Origin of the sequence: Paenibacillus sp. 1-18 (genome assembly GCF_000520755.1) — a bacterium.
In the GTDB taxonomy this organism is placed as follows: domain Bacteria; phylum Bacillota; class Bacilli; order Paenibacillales; family Paenibacillaceae; genus Paenibacillus; species Paenibacillus brasilensis.
Map to the genome: position 1 here is coordinate 1 of NZ_ASSB01000160.1, position 416 is coordinate 416.

Annotated in this window: 1 protein-coding gene; it reads left to right on the forward strand. The window is 62.7% G+C overall.

Annotated elements, in window-relative coordinates; translation table 11 throughout:
- Positions 1 to 44 precede the first annotated feature (44 nt).
- Positions 45 to 416 (forward strand): S-layer homology domain-containing protein (locus tag L693_RS27940; protein ID WP_197029867.1); only part of this gene is annotated, 372 nt, incomplete at its 3' end.

A 416-nucleotide genomic window follows, 5' to 3' on the forward strand; every position in this document is an offset into this window, starting at 1 on the left:
GTCCCAGCCCGTGGACAGATGTGCAGCAGCTTACAGCACAGCAATTGGAACAGCTGCAAAAGGCCCGTGAACTCGGGATCATCCAAGGTGATCCGGCTGGAACACTCAGACCTGAGCAGAAGCTCACCCGTCAGGAGCTAGCCGTGCTGCTGGTCAAAGCATTACAGCTTCCGACCGGCAATTTGGACGGTGCTGCCTCCTTCACGGACGTGCCCGCCGATAGTTGGAGCCGTCCGGCAATAGAGGCAGCCCGCAAGGCCGGGCTGCTGCAGGGCGACGCCGACGGACGCTTTCGTCCGAATGACCTGATCAGCGCCCAGGAACTGGTCGCGCTGCTGGTCAGGTCTGCCGGGACGAATACGCCTGCGGATACGTCCGCCAGCACAACCGCCACGTCGTCGGCACAGACGTTGCCG